Source organism: Kribbella sp. NPDC059898 (genome assembly GCF_042730855.1).
In the GTDB taxonomy this organism is placed as follows: domain Bacteria; phylum Actinomycetota; class Actinomycetes; order Propionibacteriales; family Kribbellaceae; genus Kribbella.
In genome coordinates, this window is sequence record NZ_JBHWKR010000005.1 from 280,554 (window position 1) to 301,354 (window position 20,801).

Genomic DNA, 20,801 nt, shown 5'->3' on the forward strand with positions numbered 1-20,801 from the left:
TCAGCCGGCCACCCGTTCGGCGGCACGCTGCCGCGCGATCACCGGATCCGGGATCGGGATCGCCGCGACCAGCGCCTTCGTGTACTCGTGTTCGGGCGCCGCGAGGACCTGCTCGGACGGCCCGCGCTCGACGATCTGCCCGGTCTTGATCACCGCGACCGTCGAGCAGATCTGCCGGACCACGGCGAGGTCGTGGGCGATGAACAGGATGGTCAGCCCGAGCTCCTCCTGCATGTCGTGCAGGACGTTCAGCACCTGGGCCTGGACCGACACGTCGAGCGCCGACACGGGCTCGTCGCAGACCAGCAGCTTCGGGCTGACCGCGAGCGCGCGGGCGATCGCAATGCGTTGCCGCTGGCCACCGGAGAACGACTTCGGCCGCCGGTCCAGGTCGCGTTCGCCGAGCCCGACCATCTCCAGCAGCTCGATCACCTTCGACTTCTTCTCCGCCTCGGTGCGGGCCAGGTTGTGGATCACGAGGCCTTCGGAGATCAGCTGGTACGCCGTCATCCGCGGGTTCAGGCTCGCCGTCGGGTCCTGGAACACCAGCTGGATCTCGCGGTGGATCCGGCGCTGCTGCGCGCGCGACGGCTTGGTCAGGTCGATCCCGTCGTACGTGATCGACCCCGAGTCGGGTTTCTCGATGCCCATCACGCAGCGGATGAACGTCGTCTTGCCGGAGCCCGACTCGCCGACCAGGCCGCTGATCGTGCCGCCCGGGACGGTCAGCGAGACGTTGTCGAGCGCCTTCACCGGCTCCCGGCCGACGGCCTGGTAGGTCTTGCAGACGTTGACGAGTTCGAGGTCGATCATGACAGTTCTCCGTCGTACAGGTGGCACGCGACCAGTCCGCCGGCCGGCGCGGGCGCCAGTACCGGGATGTCGACCTTGCACTTGTCCATGGCCTTCGGGCAGCGCGGGTGGAACGCACACCCGGTCGGCCGGGCGCCCGGATGCGGCGGTGCGCCCGGGATCGTGGTCAGCCGGTGCACGACTCGGTCCATCCGCGGTACGGCGTCCAGCAGCCCCCGGGTGTACGGGTGCGCCGGGTCGCCGAACAGCCGGTCGACCGAGTCCTCCTGGACCTTGCGGCCGGCGTACATCACCGCGACCCGGTTGGCGAAGCCCGCGACGGTGCCGAGGTCGTGCGTGATCAGCAGTACGGCGAGACCGCGGTCGCAGGAGACCCGGTCGAGCAGCGACAGCACCTGCTCCTGCACCCGTACGTCGAGCGCCGTCGTCGGCTCGTCCGCGATCAGCAGCGCCGGGTCCGCGATCAGCGCCATCGCAAGTACGACGCGCTGCCGCATACCGCCGGAGAACTCGTGCGGGTAGGCCTTCATCCGCTGCGCCGCGTTCACCACGCCCAGCTCGTCCAGCACGGCCTCGGCGCGGTGTTGCGCCTCCTTCTTGCCGACGCCGTTGATCAGCAGCGGTTCCATCACCTGGGCGCCGATCGTCATCAACGGGTTCAGCGAGCTGAGCGGATCCTGGAAGACCATGCCGACCTTGCGGCCGCGGATCCGGGTCAGCTCGTTCGGCTTGAGCTTCAGGACCTCCTGCCCGGCCAGCCGGATCGAGCCGTTCAGCCGGAACCCGGGGTCGAGCCGCAGCACGGCCCGGGCCGTGACCGACTTGCCGGAGCCGGACTCGCCGACCAGCGCGACCCGTTCGCCGGCGCCGACCTCGAGGCTGAACCCGTCGACCAGCCGCAGCGGCTCGTCCACCGGGCCGGCGTCGATGGTCAGGTCCTTGATCGACAGCACCGTGCCGGTCGTCTCCGCCGCATCTGCAGGCGCCTTGCGTGTCATAGACGTTGTCGCATTCATGGTCTCGGCTTTCGGCGGGCTAGAGCTGGCCGCTGACCACGGCGGCGAAGATCGTCTCGACCTCGTCCCGTTCCAGCCAGCGCGGGTACGTCGACTTGGCGTTGACGGCCCGGTCCAGGGCCTCCAGCACGTCGTCGACCTGATCGGGCTTCAGCTCGGTACCGAGCAGGACACCGAGCTGCCGGACCATGGCCCGGGTGTTGAGGCTGTCCCACACCCACTTCACCTCGGCGCCGGTGACACTGGCGTGCAGGCAGCCCGAGATCGGCGGGAAAGCATTGGCACCGTCGCGCAGACAGGCGAGTACATCGCCCGGCGTGTGCTTCAGGTACGCGTACGTCCCGCTGATCGGCTTGAGCTGCGGCAGCGGTACGCCGGTCTCGTACGCGACCAGCTCGGACAACCCCTGCAGTTTGCCGAGCTCGATCCCGGTGTCGACGCCGTACAGGACTTCGAGCGACGTCGCGACCTCCTCCAACGGCGGGAAGCCGCAGCGGTACGACGTACCGTTGACCGACACGTCCGGGCCGGCGCCGGCGATCGCGGCGGCGATCGCTCCCGCCGTACCGAGGCCGAAGTCGTCGTGGACGTGCATCGTCAACGGCACCTGGGACTTCAGGCCCGCCTTGAAGCGGCGGATGAACACCTTCATCGCCTCGGGCGACAGGCTGCTGGTCGAGTCCATCAGGTCCAGCCGCCGGGCGCCGAGCTCGACCGCGACGTTCGCCGCGCGGAGCAGCGCGTCCCAGTCGCGGCGGCCGCACTGCGCGAGCGTGATCGTGTAGCCGAGACCGCATTCCTTGGCGTAGGACAGGGTGTTCTCGAGCTGCTTGAACTGCCGTGCCTCGGCCTCCGCCGACGGCGCCTGAACGATGCCTGGGGCAATCACTTTCGCGCCGAGTCCGGCCAGCAGGTCGACGACGCCGCGCGGGTCGATCTCGGGCTCCGGTTCGCCCTGGCCGAGCAGCCGGTCGGCGTACACGTTGGTGGTGAACGCGAACCCGCCGGCCAGGATCTCCCGGACCAGTTCGAGCTCGCGGCGGTTCGGTTGCGGGTCGCCCCACCAGTCCAGGTTCAGGCTCTCGTCCTTGATCCCGGCCTGCTCCAGCGCGGCCGCGACCCGGAGGAAGCCGTCGACGGACGTGGTGGCGCCGGCGGTGTAGCGGATCTTCCGCAGCGTGCTGTCGATCAGGCCGAGCGGCTTCGGGAAGTCGAAGTCGCCGGTCACCTCGGCGTCGAAGTTGACCGGGCTGATCCAGTGGCTGCCCTCGACGCGGAACTCGTGGTCCGGGTTGATCATCACTTCTCCTCAGAGCGCGGCGGCGGTCGGCGTGAGCGGAATACCCTGTGCGGCACACAGCGTCCGGATGTGGTCGCGGGACCGCTTGATGAACGCGATCGCCTCGTCGAACCCGTACGGCTGCGCCCGGTACTCGTCCAGCGTCGGCACCTCGCCGTCCCGGACGCGCTGCTCGTAGTCGCGGACCATCCGCAGGTACTCCGACAGTTCGCTGACGGTCAGGTCCGGGTGCCCGTCGAGGAAGCCCTGGTCGTCGAGCTCGATCAGCATGTTGAGCTCCGGCGTACCGGGCGGGTTGTCCGCGTGCGAACGGTCGGTCTCCAGCGTCAGGTTCAGGTCCGGGTTCGCGGCGTTCAGGATCCGCAGGATCGACGCGAAGTCGATCGCGCCGGTGCCGACCGGCCGCATCTGGTAGCCGATCCCGCCCGGTACGTGGACCAGCGCGGCGTCCTTGACGTGCGTCTGCCGGACGTACGGCGCGACGCGTTCGGCGGACCGTACCGGGTGCTCGATCCGCTGCAGCACGTTGCCGGTGTCGAACGTGATGCCGACCGCCTCCGGTCCGACCGTCTCGACCAGCCGGAGCACCTCGAACGAGGTGATCTCCTCGTGCGTCTCGATGTTCAGGTGCAGGCCGAGGTCGATCGCGATCGGCGCCAGGATCTTCAGGAAGTCCGCGGTCGCCTCGAGCTGCTCGGTCCACGCCACGTCGGTGCGGAACCGGTCGTAGGCGAGCTTGCCGCGGTACGCGCGCTTGTAGTTCGCCGTACCGACCCAGAGTTCGGTGCAGCCGATCTCCGCGCAGGCCTCCATCATCCGGCGGAATCCGAGCACGATGTCACCGTTGCCGAGGGCCCGTAGTTCGGGCGTCTCGGGGTTCGCGAACGGGTTCACCTTGCCCAGGCCGGTCTCCAGGTAGAGGTCCGCCCGGTCGGCCTGCTGCCGGATCTCGGCCAGCAGGCCGGGGTCCAGGTCGGGGCTGAGGTCGAGCACGGTCCGGAAGAAGATCCCGTCCATGCCGAGTTCGGCGGCGTGCTGCAGGCTGCCGATCGGTCCGCGTTTGTCCGCCTCGGGGATCTTCTTGCCGTCGATGCCAAGTCGCATGGTCTGCTGACTCCTGTAGTCCGTTGGGTTAGACGAGGTCCGCGTTGAAGTGCCGCTGCAGCGAGTCGCCGAGCAGGCCGAACGCGATCGCGGTGACGGCGATCGCCACCCCGGGGGCGAGGGCCGGCCACCAGGCGACCGACAGGTCGCCCTTCGCCGCGGTGATCGCGGCGCCCCACTCGGCGCTCGGCGGCTGCGCGCCGACGCCGACGAAGGACAGTGCGCCGAGCACCAGGATCGTGTTGCCCATGTCGCCGGCCCACTTGACCACCATCACGTCGAGCGAGTTCGGCAGCACGTGCCGGGCCATCACCCGCAGGCGCGAGGAACCCAGCAGCCGGGCGCCCTCGACGAAGTCCGACGCCGCGGTCTGCCGCATGATCCCGCGCAGCAGCCGGGCGGTGTACGGCCAGCCGGTCAGCGTCTGGGCGATGATCGCGGACTTCAGGCTCGGGCCGAGGGCCGCCGCGACCCCGAGCGCGAAGATGATCGGCGGGATCGACATCACGCTGTCGACGACCCGCATGACCACCTCGTCGACCGCCCGGCCGAACGCGGTGGCAAGCGTCGCGACCAGCACGCCGATCAGCGAGAAGCCGATCACGATCAGTACGGCGGACGCGACCGACGCGCGGGCGCCGACGACCACCCGCCAGAGGACGTCGCGTCCTTGCTGGTCGGTGCCGAGCCAGTGCTGCGCGCTCGGCGGTTGCAGCGCCTCGAGGATGTTGGAGGTGTTCACCGAGGCCGGCGCCACCAGCGGGCCGAAGATCACGGTGAGCAGGATCAGGAACAGTACTGCGTAGATGACCAGCGCGACCTTGGGGTGCTTGGCGATCTGACGGCGGCGGGTACGCACCCAGCCGGCTGTTGCCACTGTCGTCATGTCAGGAAACTCCTGTCTGGGACGCCCGGATGCGCGGGTCGCGGAGCAGTTGCAGGATGTCGACCACGAGGTTGGTGAGGACGACGACGACGCCGATCACCAGTACGCAGCCGAGCACCGCGAACGTGTCCTTGTTGGCCACCGCGGTCGTCATGTACGAGCCGACGCCGTTGATGCCGAAGATCGCCTCGACCAGGACGGCGGCGCCGATCATGTAGCCGAACTCGATGCCGAGGATGGTCAGCGCCGGCCCGAGCGCGTTCGGCACCACGTGCTGCCGGATCAGCAGCCGGCGCGGCAGGCCCTTGGCCCGCGCCACCGTGATGTGGTCGCGGGCGAACACCGAGATCAGCTCGGCCCGGAAGGCCCGGTAGAGCGAGCTCGCGAACGGGATCATCAGCACGAACGCCGGCAGCAGGAAGTGCTGGAACGCGTTCGAGAAGGCCGCGAAGTTGCCCGCCAGCAACGAGTCCAGCATCACCGACCCGGTCCGGTGCGGCACCGTGACGCCGCGGGACAGGACGCCGGAGATCGGGAACACGTGCCACTTGGCGGCGAGCACGTTCTGCAGTTCGAGGGCCAGCCAGAAGGTCGGGATCGCGGCCAGCGTGAGCACCGAGAACCGGGTGACCAGGTCCCGGGAGCGGTCCCGGTTGGCGGCCGAGACAACCGCCGCCGGGAACGCGAACAGCACCATCAGGAGCATCGCCAGTACGACCAGTTCGAGGGTCGGCGGCAGGGCCGCGGCGACCCCGCTGGCGACGGTCGTGTGGGTGGCGATCGACGTCCCGAGGTCACCGTGCAGCAGGTGCTTGACGAACACCAGCAGCTGGCCGATCACCGGCTTGTCGAGGCCCAGCTGGTGGCGGACCGCCGCGACCTGCTCGGGCGACGCCGACTCACCGGCGGCCACCTTGGCCTCGTCGCCCGGGATCGCCTTGATCATCAGGAACACGACGATCACCAGGACGAGGACGGTCACCGCCGACGCGCCGATCCGGCGGGTCAGGAACCACAGGCTGCCTCTGACGGCACTGGGTTTGCTCATCCCACTCGCACCCCCCGCAAGGACACCGGGTACACGGTCTGGCTGGCGACGATGCCGGTGAGGTCGGACCGGTACGCGACCGGAGCGCTCAACGTGTACATGTCGATCGCCGGTACGTCGGTGTTGATCTGGGTCTGGATCTGCTTGTACAGCTCGCAGCGGGCGTTCTCGTCACTCGTCGCGTCGGCCTGGGTGAGCAGCGCGTCGACCTTGGCGTTCTTGTAACCGGCCCGGTTGGTCGTGCCGATCGCCTGCGAGTCGTACGACTTCGCCAGGTACACACCGGCATCGGGGGACGGTGCGGTGTCCTGCACCAGCGTCAGCTCGGGGATCGTCTTGACGCTGCTCAGCGAGGACAGGTAGTCCGGGAACGCGATCGGCTGCAGCTGCAGGTCGACCCCGATCTTGCGCAGGTCCGACTGGAACAGCGTCGACTCCCGCACCATGTCGGTGATCGACGGCTGGAACCGCAGTACCAGCTTGAGATTGCTGATCCCGGCCTGCTGGAGCAGCGACTTCGCCTGGTCCAGGTTCTGCGAGAACTGCGGCGAGTCCACCAGGCACGACATCGTCTGTGGCAGCGGCCCGTTCTCGATCTTGCCCTTGCCGGCGCGGATCTCGGATAGCCCGGCCGAGTAGTTGTACGCGAGCGCGAGCGCCTTGCGGACAACGGGATTCGCGGTCGGGCCCTGCGCGGCGTTCATGAACATGTACGCCGTGTTCGGCACGTTCAGGTAGTCGACCTTGACCCCGTCGGCGGTCTCCAGTGCCTTCGCGTCGGGCGCCTGCAGGGTCAGGGCGACGTCGAGGTTCCCAGCCTTCAGCTCGTCGCGCTTGGTCGGGCTCTCGGCGATCTGCTTGAACACGATCGCGGTCGGCCGGCTCGCGTCGTACTGCCAGTACTTGTCGAACCGGGTGACCTTCACCGGATCCTTGCCCTGGTCGATGGCGAACGGGCCGGAGCCGGCGTCGTGCGAGTGCAGCCAGGTCTGGCCGTCGTCGTTGCCGGCGTTGCTGGTGAGCAGCTTCTTGTCCAGCAGGTAGAACTTCGACAGCCAGCTGACGAACCGGGAGTTCGGCTCGGTCAGGTTGATCGTCAGGTGCGTCGGGTCCTTGATCGTGGTCGACTTGTACACGCCGAGTGCCGAGGCGATGCCCTGGCCGACCCGCTTGTAGCGGTCGAGGGTGTACTGAACGTCGTCGGCGGTCAGCGTCGACCCGTCGTGGAACTTGACGTCGTCGCGCAGCGTCAGGGTGATCGACCTCGCGTCCTTGGCGAGCGTGAACTCCTTCGCGACACTCGGCACCAGCTTCGAGTCGGTGTCGTAGGCGAGCAGCGTGTCGTAGACGGTGTCGTCGATGGTGTTGGTCTGGTTCTGGTCGGCCCGGATCGGGTCGAGGGTGTTCAACGGCTGCGAGTACGCAACGTCGATCTCCTTCGACCCGGCCTGGCCCTTGGCGGCGGCCTGGTCCTGGCTCGCGGCGCACGCCGGAAGCAGACCGACCGCCGAGACGGCGGCCAGACAGGTCAGGACGCGGGTGCGTCGGCGAAACGTGGACATGCGGGGATACACCCCATTTCTGCGTGGATTCTGACGAGGGAAGTGCCGGCAGAACGACGGCCGCGAAGACGGTGGACCGCGAGCCATTTAGGTATTCGGTATCCCAAGCATGTGACGCTTTTCAGCGCCAAGTCAAGGAGTAACCCGACATTGTTCGGACGGCCGGGAGGAACCGGCTGTGCACGTCGGCCTGCGCTGCCGTCAGTCCCTCTGCCTCGGCGGTCGTGAACGACCGCGCCGCGGTGGTTGCCGCGTTCACCACCCGTCCGTACTCGTACACGCTGAGGTCCGGGTGCGCCGTGGTCCAGGTACTGTCGTAGGGGCTGATCCCGTACTGGCCCTTGTGCAGGTCGATCCACAGCTCGGGGGCCGAATCCGCAAGCCTGGCAAGGATTGCGGACCAGTCCAGCAACCCGTTGCCGAGTGGGCACAACCGTCGCGCAAGTGATTGTCCTGTACTGACAAAGGTCGCGTCGTCGACGTACACGTGGCCGACGTACGGCGCGACCCGGTCGAGCGCGAGCAGCGGGTCCTCCATCCGCAGGTACACGTTCACCGGGTCGAAGCCGACGCTCAGTACGTCGTCGCCGACCGCCTCGATCATCCGGACGATCTCGAATGTGGTGATCTCCTCGTGCGTCTTGATGCACAGCCGGAGCTCGAGGTCGCGCAGTACCGGCGCGAGCTTGCCGAGCAGCTGCGTCGACAGCCGGAGCTGGTCCTCCCACGGCACCACGGTGCTGAACCGGTCCTCGACGTACCCGAGGACGAACGGGACGTCCCGGCCGCCGAGCGGCTTCACGGCTTCCAGGGCCCGTCGTACGCCGGCCACCGGGTCGCCGTCGCCCGCCTGCATCAAGTGCTTGTCCTGGTCCAGCCGGAAGGGGTGCAGGTACGGGATGCCGGCCGCGAGTCGCACGCCGCGGGCCTTGGCGGTGTCGGCGAGCTCGGCCAGCAGTTGGGCGTCGAGGGTGTCGGTGAGGTCGAAGACCGACGGTGTCAGGACACCCGCCAGGCCGAGGTCGGCGACCGCCTCGACGACCTCGGTGATCGGGGCTGGATTCGGCAGCACCCAGCGGGCGCCGACGCCGAACGGAAGTGCGCTCATGATCGTGGAACCTCCTTGCGGACAAGGGCCGGACCCTTGACACCGGCCTCGGGAAACGCGTATACCGTATCCCAATTGTCGGCGTTGGAGGAGGTCCCGTGAAGGTTGGAATCGACGGCCGGAAGATCCCCGAGGCAGCCACCCGCGGGCCGGTCGGAACCCTCGACCACGCCCACGAGCTCGGCCTCGACGGGGTGTTCTTCCGCAGCGTCCTGGACATCACGCCGACGCTCGACAGCGGCGTACTGCGGGACGTCCGGACCCGCGCCGACGAACTCGGACTGTACCTCGAAGCCGGCCTCGGCAAGGTGAATCCGTACGCGATGCCCGAGGCGCCGGAGCTGCGCCGGGTCGGGGACGGCGACACGCTGCTCGGGTTCGAGCGGATGATCGCGGCGTGCGCGCGGATCGGCGTCCGCGAGCTGTGGGCCGCGACCGCGAACCGGCAGCCGTACCCGGGGTTCCGCAGCTATGACCGGTTCCGCACCGACGCGCCCTGGCGGCGGCAGCTGGAGGCCACCGCGGCGTTCCTGCGCAAGCTCCGTCCGGTTGCCCTTGACAACGATGTCCACGTCAACCTGGAAACCCACGAGGAGATCACCAGCCACGAGGTCGTGCGGCTGGTCGAGGCGGTCGGCCCGGACGTGCTCGGCATCGTCTACGACACCTCGAACGGCCTGCACCGGGCCGAGGACCCGGTCGCGGTCGCGCGCCGGGTCGCGCCGTACGTCCGGCAGACGCATCTGAAGGACGCGGCGCTGGTGCTCGCCGAGGGCGGGGTGATCATGCAGAGCCGTCCGGTCGGCGACGGCGTGGTCGACTTCGGCGCGATCCTGCCGATCGTCGCGGCGGCGAACCCGAAGGTGCACCTGACCATCGAGTGCCGGCAACCGGACGTCGAGGGGCAGAAGACCTACCCGACCTTCACGACGGAGAAGCGGCCGAACGTCTACGGCACGCTGGTCGAGGTGTACGACCCCGAGTGGCAGGCCGGGCACCCGGACCTGACCGTCGGCGAGTTCTCGTCGTACCTCGCGCTGGCCCAGGACTTCACCGACCGGATCGACTCCGGCCAAGAGCCGACCGTGCGGGAGATCGCCGAGGCGAAGTTCGGGTACGACGAGGCGGTGGAGGCGATCCAGGTCAGCGCCCGGCACATCCGGCAGGTCCTCGCGGACGCCGCGTGATCGACCCGTGGCGCGCGACCGCCGGCGAGCTCGTTGCCGCGGTCAACCATCGGGAGGTGTCGCCGACGGAGGTCGTGGAGATCTTCCTGGAACGGATCGCCGCCACCGATCCGGTGCTGCACGCGTACTGCCTGCTCGACGCCGACGGTGCGCTCGCGGCCGCCGAACGGCTGACCCGCAAACTCGTCGACGGTACGCCGCTCGGTCCGCTGGCCGGTGTGCCGGTCGCGGTCAAGGACCTGATCCCGACCGCGGGCCTGCGGACGACCGGCGGCAGCCTGGCGTACCGCGACCACGTCCCGGCCGAGGACGACGTCTGCGTCGAGCGGCTGCGCGCGGCCGGCGCGATCGTGATCGGCAAGACCAACGTCTCGGAGCTCGGGTACGGCGGTGTCGGCCACAACCCGGTCCACCCGACGACGCGGAACCCGTGGAACCCGGCGATGACCTCCGGCGGGTCGAGCGCGGGCTCCGCGGCAGCCGTCGCGGTCGGCGCCGCCCCGGTCGCGCTGGGCAGCGACGGCGGGGGTTCGATCCGGATCCCGTCCGCGTTCTGCGGCGTGGTCGGAGTGAAGGCCTCGATGGGCCGGGTGCCGCTGTACCCGGGCTGCCGGGACGACCGCGAGCCCGGGATGTCGAGCTGGGAGAGCCTGGAACACATCGGCCCACTGGCGCGCACGGTGTCCGACGCGGCGCTCCTGCTGTCGGTGATCGCCGGCCCGGACCCGCGCGACCGGCACTCGATCCCGACCTCCGACGTCGACTGGCTCGGCTGCCTTGACCGCCCGCCGCACGGCCTGCGGATCGGCTTCACCGAGGACTGGGGGTATGCCGCGGTCGACCCGGAGGTACGCCGCCTGGTGCGGGCCGCCGCGCGCCTGTTCGAGAACGACCTCGGCTGCCGGGTGACGGAGTTCGTCGCGCCGTGGCCGGACACGTCCGCCGTCCACACGGCGATCGTTGCCCTGGACACCGACCTGACCGGGATGCGGCGGTTGCCGCGGCCGTCGGTGCCCGGGTCGTCGCCCGGGCTGACGGCGATCCTGGCGCGGGAGTGGACCGCGACCGAGTTCACCGACGCGCAGACCCGGCGCAAGGAGATCTGCCGGCTGATGGCCGGCCTGATGTCCGGGTACGACCTGCTGATCACGCCGACAACGGCGGTGCCGGCGTTCCCGGCCGGCCAGGACGGCGTACCGGTGATCGACGGCCGGCCGGTCGGCCCGGACGGCTGGACCCCCTTCGCCGCGATCGCCAACCTGACCGGTCAGCCGGCCGCCTCGATCCCGTGCGGCCTGACCGGGGCTGGTCTACCAGTGGGCCTGCAGCTGATCGGCCGCCACCTCGGTGACGAGACCGTTCTGGCTGCCGCATCGGCGTATCTCGCGGCGGCCGGACACACAGGTGCGCCGATCTGAGTCATCTGGTATACCAGGTGGATGCCTGCCATCGAAGGAACCCTTACCGTCCGCAACGTCCGGCCGTGGGGCGGCCTGCCGAGCGACGCCGTCCTCCGCGACGGGAAGATCGCCGAGCTGCTGCCGTACGACGCGACGCGGGCCGTCGACGGGGACGTGGTCGACGGTCGGGGGCGGCTGCTGGTGCCCTCGTTCGCGGACGTCCACGTGCACCTGGACTCGACCCGGATCGGGCTGCCGTTCCGGGCGCACACCGGGGCGCCGGGGGTGTGGGGCATGATGCTGAACGACCGCAACAACTGGCGTACGGCGGAGGCGTCGATCACCGAGCGGGTGCGGAACACGCTCGGCGCGATGATCGCCCGCGGGACCACCCGGGTGCGGAGCTACGCGCAGATCGACGTGGACTGCCGGCTGGAGCGGTTCGAGGCGGTGCTGGCCGCGAAGGAGTACTTCGCGGACGCGGCCGATGTGGAGATCATCGCGTTTCCGCAGGCGGGGCTGCTGCGTGAGGAGGGCTCGGTCGAGCTGATCGAGGAGGCGCTGAAGGCGGGCGCGTCCGTGGTCGGCGGGATCGACCCGTGCATGCTCGATCGCGATCCGGTGCGGCACCTGGACCTCGTTTTCGGACTGGCGGAGAAGTACCAGGTCGCGGTCGACGTCCACCTGCACGAGCCGGGGGAGCTCGGGGTGTTCAGCACCGACCTGATCCTGGAACGGACGCGGGCGCTCGGGATGCAGGGCAAGGTGACGTTGTCGCACGCGTACCAGCTCGGCAGCGTGAACGAGGCGACCACGCGGCGGCTGATCGACGAGTTCGCCGAGCTGGACGTGTCGATGGCGTCGATCGCGCAGTCGGCGTCGGGGCAGCTCCCGCTGACGGCGTTGACCGAGGCCGGGGTGCGGTTCGGGCTCGGCGAGGACGGGCAGCGCGACTACTGGTCGCCGTACGGGAACTGCGACATGCTCGACCGGACGTGGCAGCTCGCGTTCACGAACGGGTACCGGCAGGACGAGCTGATCGAGCACTGCCTGGCGGTCGCGACCGTTGGTGGCGCCAGCGTTCTCGATCCGGGGTCGCCGCGGCTCAAGGGTGTTGCGGACCGACCCGGTGTCGCGGTCGGTGACGTTGCCGATCTGGTGCTGGTGGACGGCGAGACGCCGACCTCCGCCGTGATGGACCGCAGCAACGACCGGACGGTCATCCATGCCGGCCGGGTCGTCGCCGACGGCCTCGCGCTGCGCCAGGAAAACGTGTGATTACCAGACTTTCTGCCCGTTTCATCCTTGCCCACCGCAACGGTCGGCATATGCTGCTGCGGGACGCCCACGTGGTCTACGAGGGCGACCGGATCACGTACGTCGGCACCGGCGACCCGGGTCCGGCCGACGAACTGATCGACGCTGGTGATGCGCTCGTGATGCCGGGGCTGATCGATCTGGACGCGTTGTGCGACGTGGACCACCTGCAGCTCGACTCGTGGGCCTCGCCCGGGAATGCGACCGGTCTGCAGTGGTCCGAGGACTACTTCCGACACCGCCGGCACGACGTCTTCACGGCCGACGAGCGGGCCGCCGTCCGCGAGTACGCGCTGGTGCAGCTCGCGTTGCACGGCGTCACGACGTACATGCCGATCGCGGCGGAGACGCACAGCGGTTGGGCGGAGACCTGCGACGACTTCGTGGCAGTGGCCGAAGCCGGGCGGCGGATCGGGTTGCGCGGGTACCTCGGGCCGTCGTTCCGGTCCGGGGTGAACGTGGTCCGCGAGGACGGCTCGCGGACCGTGCTGTTCGACGAGGAGCAGGGCGAGCGCGGACTGCGGCAGGCCAACGCCTTCCTGGACTGGGCCGAGGCGCAGCACGATCCGCTGATCAACGGCGTACTGCTGCCGTGCCGGGTCGAGACGCTGACGCCGGACCTGCTCCGGGCGGTGGCCGAGCTGTCAGCGCGGCGCGGCGCACTCGTCCGGATCCACGCCCTGCAAGGGCTTGTGGAGCGGCAGGTGATCGGCGAGCTGTACGGGTGTACGCCGCTGGAGCTGCTTGACCGGTGCGGGCTGATCGGGCCGCGGACGCTGATCCCGCACGGGATCTACATCGACCGGCGGGTCCTCGGCGCGGACCACGGCGACCTCGCCCGGCTCGCGGACGCGGGCGTGTCGATCATCCACTGCCCGTTGACGTCGTTCCGGTACGGCTCGGCGCTGCGGTCGTTGCCGGCGTACGTCGAGGCCGGCGTCAACGTTGCCCTGGGCACCGACTCGTTCCCGCCGGACCTGATCCGCGGGATGGACACCGGCGTCCATCTGGCGAAGCTGCTCGAAGGACGCGCCGACGCGGCCCCGGCCGAGCGGTACGTCGAAGCCGCGACGCTCGGCGGCGCGAAGGCGCTCGGCCGCGCGGACCTCGGCCGGATCGAGGTCGGCGCGCAGGCGGACCTGGTCGCGTTCGCGCTCGACGACCTCCGTGACGGCGCGGTCGACGACCCGGTCCGGACGTTGCTGCTGTCCGGTACGGCGCGGCAGCTGCGGCACTCGGTGGTCGCCGGGCGGACCGTCGTACGGGACGGTGAGCTGTCCGGCGTGGACACGGCCGCGGTACGGCGGCGTGGGCAGGAGCTGTTCGGGAAGCTGAAGGCGGCGTACTCCGAGCGCGACCACCGGCGGCGGACGGCCGACGAGTTGTTCCCGCCGACCTTCCCGGCGGCGGACTGATCCGGGCACGGGCGGTGACCGCGCAGTACGATGCCAGCTTCACCGAGCGGCCGACCGGAAGGGAGCAGGCCCTGATGATGGCGCCCGCCCCCGACGGCGAGGACCTCTCGATGGCGGACCGCGCGTACCTGGCGCTCCGCGAGGGGATCATCGGCGGCCGGTACCCGATCGGCAGCCGGATGCGCGAACGCGAGCTGTCCGCGGAGCTGAAGGTGTCCCGCGTCCCGGTCCGGGAGGCGATCGCGCAGCTCGAGTCCGAGGGTCTGGTGGTCACCCAGCCCAGGCGCGGTGCGGTGGTCCGGCAGCTGACCCTGGAGGACATCGACGAGCTGTTCGACGTACGGCTCAGCCTGGAGGGCCTGGCCACCCGGCTGGCGGCCGACCGGGTCCGGGCCGGTGCCTCGACCGAGCGGCTGCGCGAGCTGATGGCGATCGCCGACGAGGTGACCCGCGCCGGTGACGTGCAGGCGATCCGGGAGGCGAACACCGCGCTGCACCTGGAGATCGTCACGCTGTCGGGCAACCGGCTGCTCGGCGAGACGATGGCACCGCTGGTCGGAAGGATCCGCTGGCTGTTCGCGCTCACCAGCGACCGCGACCCGGCCGTCCAGTGCCGCGAGCACCACGAACTGTGCGCCGCGATCGAAGCCGGCAACCCCGACCTCGCCGAGGCCCTCGCCTACGCCCACATCGAACTCGGCCGCACCCCATCCCTCACCGCCCTCGCCGACCGCCTGCCACCCAACTGATGCGCTACGACGAAGTGAACCGCGGGAGTGCTGACTGAAGCGGTTTGCGGCTGGTTCAATGCGTTATGGTCAAGGCCGTTCTCGGAAGTGCCGTGTTCTTTTTCGCGGCGCCGTGTGTGGTGGCCGGGGTGCTGCCGTGGTGGGTCAGTGGGTGGGCCGCACCGCGCTTCTGGCCGGGCTTCGTCTTGGTTGCGGCGGGCGCGTTCGTTGTGCTGCGGGCGTTCGTCCGGTTCGTTCGTGAGGGGCGCGGGACGCCGGCGCCGGTCGCGCCGACCGAGGAGTTGGTCGTCGGCGGGGACTACCGGTTCGTCCGGAACCCGATGTACGTCGGCGTGGTCGCGGCGATCGGCGGTCAGGCGCTGGTGTTCCTCGACTGGCGGGTCCTCGGGTACGGCGTGGTCGCCTGGGCGGTGATGGCGTCGTTCGTGCGCTGGTACGAGGAGCCGGTACTGCGTGAGCGGTACGGGCGGCAGTACGAGGAGTACTGCCGCGCCGTGCCGGCGTGGATTCCTAGGGTTTCACGTCGGTAGCGAGCACTCGGGCGATGTTGCGTTCGGCGAGCGCGGTGATCGTGACGAACGGGTTGACGCCGAGTGAGCCCGGGATCAGCGAGCCGTCGGTGACGTAGAGGTTGGGGGCGACCCGGCCGTACGCGTCGGTCGCCTCGCCCAGCAGGCAGCCGCCCAGCGGGTGGTAGCAGAAGTCCGCGGCGAACGCCCGGTTGCCGGAGAACAGGTCGTAGCGGTACGTCGTACCGGCCGCGCGGTTGATCCGGTCGAAGAGTGCCTTGGCGGCGCGGATCGACGGGGTGCTCTGGCCGGCGGACCAGTGCAGGTCGGCGCGGTCGGTGCTGTGATTGTAGGTGAACCGGCCGCGCTCGGGGTTGATCGTGATCGCCAGGTAGAGGCTCGCCCAGGTCTCGATGCCGACCGGGAGCGGCGCGATCTCGGCGAACGCCGGGTGCACCGGGTCGTCCCAGTTGTCGATCGCGAGCGTCGGGATGGTGGACTGCAGCGCGCCGGTCGGGTCCCAGACCTGGTTGGCCCGCGCGGTCATCACGTTGCCGTTGCCACCCCAGCCGCTGCCGATCGCGTCCGGGAGGTCCGGCAGCGTCCCGGTTTCCCTTGCCCTCAGCAACAGTTCGGTGGTGCCGACGCTGCCGGCGCCGAGGAACAGGTACCGGCAGGCGAGTTCGCTGCGCTTCAGCACCTTGCCGGCCGCGTCGATCTGCTCGAGCCCGACCAGGTAGCCGGCGCCCTGCCGGTGGATCGTGGTCACCCGGGTCAGCGTCCGGATCGTCACGTTCCCGGTCCCGAGCGCGTCGGCGAGGTACGTCTTGTCGAGCGACTGTTTGCCGTGATTGTTCCCGTAGATGACCTCGCCCGCCAGTGCCGACCGCGGTACGGCGTTCCGCTCCTCCTGCTCGAGGTAGGAGAAGTCGTACACGTTCGGTACGACGGCGGTCCGGAAGCCGGCCTGGTGCGCGAGCTTCCGGGACACCCGCGCGTACTTGTACACCGGGGTCTGCTCGAGGTACCGCGGGTCGATCGTGTTCACGCCGAGCATCCGCCGGGCGAGCGGGAAGTACCGCCCGTACATCGCGTCCGCGTCGACCCGCGGCAGCACCTTCTCGAAGTACGCGCGCCGCGGTGTCGGGGCCATGCCGCCGTTGACGAGCGAGCCGCCGCCGACCCCGCGGCCGACGTACACGTCCATGTTCGGGTAGTCGATCCGGTCCAGCACACCGGCGTACGGCGTACCGAGGTCGCGGTTCACCACGTCCAGCCAGAGGAAAGTGTCGAGCGGGGCCTCGGTGCGGCGGTGGAACCACATCGACCGGCGGTCCGGGTTCAGCGTCGAGCAGAACACCTTCCCGTCCGGGCCGGGCGTGGTCCACTGCTGGCCCAGCTCGATCATCGTGGTCGGGACCCCGGCCTCCCCGAGCCGGAGCGCGGTGACGGCGGCGCCGTAGCCGGTGCCGACGACGAGTGCGGGGGTGTACGGCGTGGCGGCGGCCGGGCCGATCCGGGTCAGCCCGGTGGCGGCCGCGGCGGTGAGGGCGGTCAGGCCGGCGAACCGGCGGCGAGTCATTGCGGACGGAAAAGTCTCGGAAATCACCTGACGCACGGTAGCTGGCCGATCACGCTGACGGCGTGGTTCGCGTGTCGCGGCTGCACGGGTGCAAAGTTGCACGGTTAATTGTTTGCAGTGAGTGCAAGATTCTGCCTAGCCTGGTGCGGTGGGGGCAGAGGGTGGGTTGCGGGAGCGCAAGAAGCTCCAGACGCGGGCGGCGCTGGCCGAGGCCGCGTTGCGGCTCGCGCTGGAGAAGGGCGCGGAGCACGTCACGGTCGAGGAGATCGCCGAGGCCGCCGACGTGTCGGTGCGGACCTTCTTCAACTACTTCCCGCACAAGGAGCACGCGATCCTCGCGCGCAACCCGGAGCATCTCGACCGCGCGCTCGAGCGGATCCGGACCGCGCCGCCGGACGAGTCGCCGCTGACCACGATGTGGCTGATCGTGCACGACGTACTGCGTGATCTGGAGAGCGACGGCCAGCTGTCCCGTCGGGGCGAGCTGATCATGCGGACGCCGACCCTCTTCTACCAGCTGATGCTGACGAGCATCGACGACGAGCGGCAACTGACCGCCGCGCTCACCGAGCGGCTGGGCGAACCGGCCGGGGCGGTCCTGCCCGGGCTGATCGTCAGCACCGCCGGCACCGCCTGCCGGGTGGCGATGGAACTGCACAAGGCCGCTCCGGACCGCCCGGTCACCGAACTGCTCGACGAAGCGTTCCAGCTACTTGCCCAAGGCATCGACACCGCCTTCGGTACGGACCAGACGAAAGGCAACTCATGACGACGACCTCGGGTGAGGTCACCGCCACACTCACCCCGCGGCAGACGATCCAGGCCATGTCCGGCCTGATGATGGGTCTGTTCGTAGCGATCCTCGCCGGCACCGTGGTGTCGACCGCGCTGCCGAGAATCATCCACGACCTCGGCGCGAGCCAGTCGTCGTACACCTGGGTCGTCACGCTCGAGCTGCTGACCATGACGGCCACCGTGCCGCTGTGGGGCAAGCTCGCCGACCTCTACAACAACAAGCTGCTGATCCAGCTGTCGCTGAGCTTCTTCGTGATCGGCTCGCTGGTCGCCGGCTTCGCGCCGAACATCGAGGTACTGCTCGGCAGCCGGGTCCTCCAGGGCCTCGGCGGCGGCGGCCTGACCGCGCTGGTGCAGATCGTGATGGCCGCGATCATCCCGCCGCGCGAGCTCGGCCGGTACTCCGGTGTGTTCGGCGCGATCTTCGCGTCCGCGACCGTCGGCGGGCCGCTGCTCGGCGGTTTCCTGGTCGACTCGCCGCTCGGCTGGCGGGCCTGCTTCCTGATCGGCGTACCGTTCGTGATCGCCGCGATGATCCTGCTGCAGCGCACGCTGAACCTGCCGACGACGCGGCGCGACGTGAGGATCGACTGGTGGGGCGCGGTGCTGATCATGGGCGGCGTCAGCACGCTGCTCGTCTGGTCGTCGTTCGCCGGCAACAAGTTCGACTGGGTCTCCGGCTGGAGCTTCGCGCTGGTCGGGGCCGCCGCGGTGCTGCTGCTGGCCGCGGTCCTGGTCGAGCGCCGGCACCCGGAGCCGATCATCCCGATGGACCTGTTCCGGAACCGGACCGTGACGCTGGCGATCGTCGCGAGCGCGCTGGTCGGTGTCGCGATGTTCGCCGGGTCGGTGTTCCTCGCGCAGTACTTCCAGATCGCGCAGGGGTACACGCCGACCAAGGCCGGGCTGATGAGCCTGCCGATGATCCTCGGCATGATGACCGCGTCCACGATTGCCGGTGCATTGATCACGAAGTACGGCCGCTGGAAGATCTACCTGGTGATCGGCAGTGTGCTGCTGCCGATCGGGCTCGGGCTGTTCGGCACGATCGACGCGCAGACGTCGAAGTGGATGCTGTGGGGCTTCATGCTGGTGCTCGGCGTCGGCATCGGTCTGGTGATGCAGAACCTGGTGCTCGCGGCGCAGAACGACGTACCTGCCCGGGAGCTCGGTGCGGCGACGTCGGCGGTCAGCTTCTTCCGGAGCATGGGCGGCACCATCGGCGTCAGCGTCCTCGGCGCGATCCTGGCGAACAAGGTCACCCAGACGCTGAACCCGGGCGGCGCCTCGTCCGGCGGCGGCAGCGCCGTACCGAACATCAAGGACCTGCCGGAGCAGGTGCGGGTCGTCGTCGAGAACGCGTACGGCGACGCGACCGCGGAACTGTTCATGATGTCGGTGCCGTTCGCGATCCTGGCCCTGGTCGCGGTCCTGTTCATCAAGGAGAAGCCCCTGCTCACCACCTCGGGTGCCGAGCGTCGCGCTCAGGAGGAGCCTGACATCCTGGATGCATGATGCTTGTCTGGGTCGACGCGTGGCAGATGCAATGCTGCGGCGATCCGTTCGCGGTGGGTGCACTGGTCCAGTGGACGCTGTACGAGCAGTCGGACAAGGACTGGCTGAACGCCGTGGTCGGCGCGGACCTCGGCGGCGAGGTCACCCACCGCGAGGAACACCACGACGACCCGGCCGACGGCGCGGTCACCACCGTCGGCCGTGTCCAGCGGATCAGGGCCGTGAGCTGCAAGTTCGGCCCTGATCCGGACAACGTCGGGGCCGGCACGCCGGTCAACATCCCGATCCCGGGAACCGGATGGCTGGCCGACGTCACCGAGGCGGACGGCTGGTACCCGGAGACGGCGGGCCTTGCCTTCAACGGTTATCTCGTCGATCTGCGACGAGTGGAGGGATAGACGATGCTTGTTGCATTCTCGGTGGCGCCGAGTGGGAACGGACATGACGACGCCTCGGTGTCCGAAGCGGTCGCGGCTGCCGTTCGAGTGGTCCGGGAGTCCGGGCTCCCCAACCACACGGACGCGATGTTCACGACGATAGAAGGCGACTGGGACGCGTGCTTCGATGTCGTGAAGCGCGCCACGGAGGCGGTAGGCCAGTACGGATCGCGCGTGTCGCTCGTACTCAAGGCTGATATCCGGCCGGGGTACACGGGGCAGCTGAGCGCCAAGGTTGAGCGGATCGAGCAGGCGTTAGGCGACTGAGTTCAGGATGCCGATGACCTGCTCGTAGCGGTTCTCCTTCTCGGCGTTGCGGAGGAAGTGGACACGGTTGACCAGGATCTCCTCGGCGTCGGGGTTGTCCTGCAGGAGCTGGATGGTCTCGTCGGCGTACTCGGCCAGCGGCATCGCGTGCGGGTCGTTCTCCTGGTTGAGCATCGTGGTCTGCACCGCCGGCGGGACCAGCTCGATCACCTGGAGGGCGAGCTGGTGGCGGAGGCTCTGGGTGTAGCTGTGGACGGCCGCCTTGGTGGCGGAGTACGTCGGGGTCATCACCAGGGGGACGAATGCGAGACCCGAGGAGACCGTGATGATCACCCCTTCCTGTTGCTGGAGGAGGTGGGGCGTGAAGGTTGTGATGGTGCGGATGGTGCCGAGCAGGTTGATCGTGATGATCTGTTCGGACAGTGCCAGGTCGTGGTTGCCCAGGTCTTCGGGCTGCATGATGCCGGCCATCGTGATCAGTACGTTCAGGTCCGGGTACTTGGCGGTCACCGCCTCGTAGGCCGCGGTGATCGAGGCGGGGTCGGCGACATCCAGCTCGACGCCGTCGATGTGGTCCTCAGCGGCGATCTGCTCGAGCAGGTCCTTGCGGCGGCCGCTGATGATCACGGTGTTGCCGAGGTCGCGGAATCGGCGGGCGAGCTCGAGGCCGATACCCGACGTACCGCCGGTCAGGAAGATCGTGTTTCCGGTCGTTTTCATGGCTCCAGCCTGTGGCTGGATGCCGTCGGCAACCAGGCTGAGCTCAGCCCCTGCTCGGCAAGCAGTGGATA

General features: G+C 69.4%; 20 protein-coding genes. 10 read left to right on the plus strand and 10 right to left on the minus strand.

Annotated elements, in window-relative coordinates; translation table 11 throughout:
- The 8 genes from ACFV9C_RS18480 to ACFV9C_RS18515 form a co-directional block, all read right to left on the minus strand.
- A complete protein-coding gene (locus ACFV9C_RS18480; RefSeq protein ID WP_380195061.1) occupies positions 1-813 on the minus strand; it encodes an ATP-binding cassette domain-containing protein in 813 nt (270 codons plus the stop codon).
- Positions 810-1,811, minus strand: a complete 1,002-nt coding sequence (locus tag ACFV9C_RS18485; protein WP_380195063.1) for an ABC transporter ATP-binding protein — start codon at positions 1,809-1,811, stop codon at positions 810-812. The genes ACFV9C_RS18480 and ACFV9C_RS18485 overlap by 4 nt, the downstream gene beginning before the upstream one ends.
- 37 nt (positions 1,812-1,848) lie before the next feature.
- The gene (locus tag ACFV9C_RS18490) at positions 1,849-3,129 is read right to left on the minus strand and encodes a hypothetical protein (RefSeq protein WP_380195065.1); all 1,281 of its coding nucleotides are present in this window, start codon (positions 3,127-3,129) and stop codon (positions 1,849-1,851) included.
- Positions 3,130-3,138: 9 nt separating this feature from the next.
- Entirely contained in the window at positions 3,139-4,233 is a 1,095-nt protein-coding gene (locus ACFV9C_RS18495) for a sugar phosphate isomerase/epimerase family protein (protein WP_380195067.1), read from the minus strand.
- 28 nt (positions 4,234-4,261) lie between these two features.
- Positions 4,262-5,119, minus strand: coding sequence for an ABC transporter permease (locus ACFV9C_RS18500; protein WP_380195069.1), 858 nt, complete (start codon positions 5,117-5,119; stop codon positions 4,262-4,264).
- Between the two features lies 1 nt (position 5,120).
- Complete coding sequence (locus ACFV9C_RS18505; RefSeq protein ID WP_380195071.1) at positions 5,121-6,167, minus strand: ABC transporter permease; 1,047 nt, start codon at positions 6,165-6,167, stop codon at positions 5,121-5,123.
- Positions 6,164-7,729: an ABC transporter substrate-binding protein gene (locus ACFV9C_RS18510; RefSeq protein WP_380195073.1), complete on the minus strand. Its 1,566-nt coding sequence runs from the start codon at positions 7,727-7,729 to the stop codon at positions 6,164-6,166. Before ACFV9C_RS18510 ends, ACFV9C_RS18505 begins: the two co-directional genes overlap by 4 nt.
- Before the next feature lie 121 nt (positions 7,730-7,850).
- The gene (locus ACFV9C_RS18515; protein ID WP_380195074.1) at positions 7,851-8,837 is read right to left on the minus strand and encodes a sugar phosphate isomerase/epimerase family protein; all 987 of its coding nucleotides are present in this window, start codon (positions 8,835-8,837) and stop codon (positions 7,851-7,853) included.
- 98 nt (positions 8,838-8,935) lie between these two features.
- On the opposite strand from ACFV9C_RS18515, the gene ACFV9C_RS18520 reads away from it, so the two are divergent.
- The 6 genes from ACFV9C_RS18520 (at position 8,936) to ACFV9C_RS18545 (ending at position 15,435) form a co-directional block, all read left to right on the plus strand.
- Complete coding sequence (locus ACFV9C_RS18520) at positions 8,936-10,024, plus strand: sugar phosphate isomerase/epimerase family protein (protein ID WP_380195076.1); 1,089 nt, start codon at positions 8,936-8,938, stop codon at positions 10,022-10,024.
- A complete protein-coding gene (locus ACFV9C_RS18525; protein WP_380195078.1) occupies positions 10,021-11,442 on the plus strand; it encodes an amidase in 1,422 nt (473 codons plus the stop codon). The genes ACFV9C_RS18520 and ACFV9C_RS18525 overlap by 4 nt, the downstream gene beginning before the upstream one ends.
- A 21-nt stretch (positions 11,443-11,463) precedes the next feature.
- Positions 11,464-12,702 carry an amidohydrolase family protein gene (locus tag ACFV9C_RS18530; RefSeq protein WP_380195080.1) on the plus strand — a complete coding sequence of 413 codons (1,239 nt, stop codon included), beginning with the start codon at positions 11,464-11,466 and terminating at the stop codon, positions 12,700-12,702.
- Positions 12,699-14,156 (plus strand): chlorohydrolase family protein, encoded by a 1,458-nt coding sequence (locus ACFV9C_RS18535; protein ID WP_380195081.1) that lies wholly within the window; start codon positions 12,699-12,701, stop codon positions 14,154-14,156. The genes ACFV9C_RS18530 and ACFV9C_RS18535 overlap by 4 nt, the downstream gene beginning before the upstream one ends.
- 14 nt (positions 14,157-14,170) lie before the next feature.
- On the plus strand, positions 14,171-14,905 hold the full coding sequence (locus ACFV9C_RS18540) for a GntR family transcriptional regulator (protein WP_380195082.1): 735 nt from the start codon (positions 14,171-14,173) through the stop codon (positions 14,903-14,905).
- 92 nt (positions 14,906-14,997) lie between these two features.
- Positions 14,998-15,435 (plus strand): methyltransferase family protein, encoded by a 438-nt coding sequence (locus ACFV9C_RS18545; protein WP_380195084.1) that lies wholly within the window; start codon positions 14,998-15,000, stop codon positions 15,433-15,435.
- Here ACFV9C_RS18545 and ACFV9C_RS18550 read toward each other — a convergent pair.
- Complete coding sequence (locus ACFV9C_RS18550; RefSeq protein WP_380195086.1) at positions 15,416-17,023, minus strand: GMC oxidoreductase; 1,608 nt, start codon at positions 17,021-17,023, stop codon at positions 15,416-15,418. The two genes, ACFV9C_RS18545 and ACFV9C_RS18550, sit on opposite strands and share 20 nt — an antisense overlap.
- A 121-nt stretch (positions 17,024-17,144) precedes the next feature.
- Here ACFV9C_RS18550 and ACFV9C_RS18555 point away from each other — a divergent pair, with 121 nt between their 5' ends.
- Genes ACFV9C_RS18555 through ACFV9C_RS18570 form a run of 4 tightly spaced genes read left to right on the plus strand, consistent with a single transcriptional unit; the run spans position 17,145 to position 20,010 of the window.
- On the plus strand, positions 17,145-17,765 hold the full coding sequence (locus ACFV9C_RS18555; protein ID WP_380195088.1) for a TetR family transcriptional regulator: 621 nt from the start codon (positions 17,145-17,147) through the stop codon (positions 17,763-17,765).
- Positions 17,762-19,306, plus strand: coding sequence for an MDR family MFS transporter (locus tag ACFV9C_RS18560; RefSeq protein WP_380195090.1), 1,545 nt, complete (start codon positions 17,762-17,764; stop codon positions 19,304-19,306). The genes ACFV9C_RS18555 and ACFV9C_RS18560 overlap by 4 nt, the downstream gene beginning before the upstream one ends.
- Entirely contained in the window at positions 19,303-19,704 is a 402-nt protein-coding gene (locus ACFV9C_RS18565; RefSeq protein ID WP_380195092.1) for a DUF6578 domain-containing protein, read from the plus strand. Before ACFV9C_RS18560 ends, ACFV9C_RS18565 begins: the two co-directional genes overlap by 4 nt.
- 3 nt (positions 19,705-19,707) lie before the next feature.
- Positions 19,708-20,010, plus strand: coding sequence for an MTH1187 family thiamine-binding protein (locus ACFV9C_RS18570; protein ID WP_380195094.1), 303 nt, complete (start codon positions 19,708-19,710; stop codon positions 20,008-20,010).
- Here ACFV9C_RS18570 and ACFV9C_RS18575 read toward each other — a convergent pair.
- A complete protein-coding gene (locus tag ACFV9C_RS18575; protein ID WP_380195096.1) occupies positions 19,999-20,730 on the minus strand; it encodes an SDR family oxidoreductase in 732 nt (243 codons plus the stop codon). The two genes, ACFV9C_RS18570 and ACFV9C_RS18575, sit on opposite strands and share 12 nt — an antisense overlap.
- Positions 20,731-20,801 lie beyond the last annotated feature (71 nt).